Below are 498 nucleotides of genomic sequence, written 5' to 3'. Positions count from 1 at the left end.
CCTCGCGGGGCGGGTCAGGAAGGGCGCCCCGGACGTTGACGGCGAAACATGGCGTCGAAAATCGGCGATCGGGGCGTCCAGCGCGACGCCGGGCAGGCCGACCCCGGCGTTGACGTAGACGGTGTCGACGGGGCCCAGCCGATCGGCAGCGGCGGCGAAGCCGGCGATCACCGAGGCCTCGTCCGCGACATCCATGCCGACGGCGGAGGCCGCCCCGCCGTCGGTGCGGATGACGTCGACGATGGCGGAGAGCCGGTCGGTCCGGCGGGCGGCGACGGTGACGGAGGCTCCGTGGCGGGCGGCCAGGCGCGCCAGATGTTCGCCGATCCCCGACGAGGCTCCGGTGATCAGCACGTGGCGGCCGGAGAGGCGGCGATCAGCGGGCATGACGCCGTTCCTCGGGATGGGCGCCGGCGGCGTCGGCCAGGGCGTCCAGGCCGGACACCTCGAGCGTGGTCAGGGTCAGGCGCAGGTCCTGCAGGCGTCCGGCGGTGCGCG

At 75.3% G+C, this 498-nt stretch carries 1 protein-coding gene; it reads right to left on the bottom strand.

Annotated elements, in window-relative coordinates:
* Window positions 1-387, bottom strand: a 387-nt coding sequence (locus AC2W7C_RS18940; RefSeq protein ID WP_486002715.1) for an SDR family NAD(P)-dependent oxidoreductase, incomplete at its 3' end; no start/stop codon positions are given.
* Between the last annotated feature and the right edge of the window lie 111 nt (window positions 388-498).

The organism is Brevundimonas sp. CURTG3B2_SDJG (genome assembly GCF_057364705.1).
The sequence above is the reverse complement of the archived record's forward strand: the minus strand, read 5'-3'. Positions and strand labels throughout refer to the sequence as shown.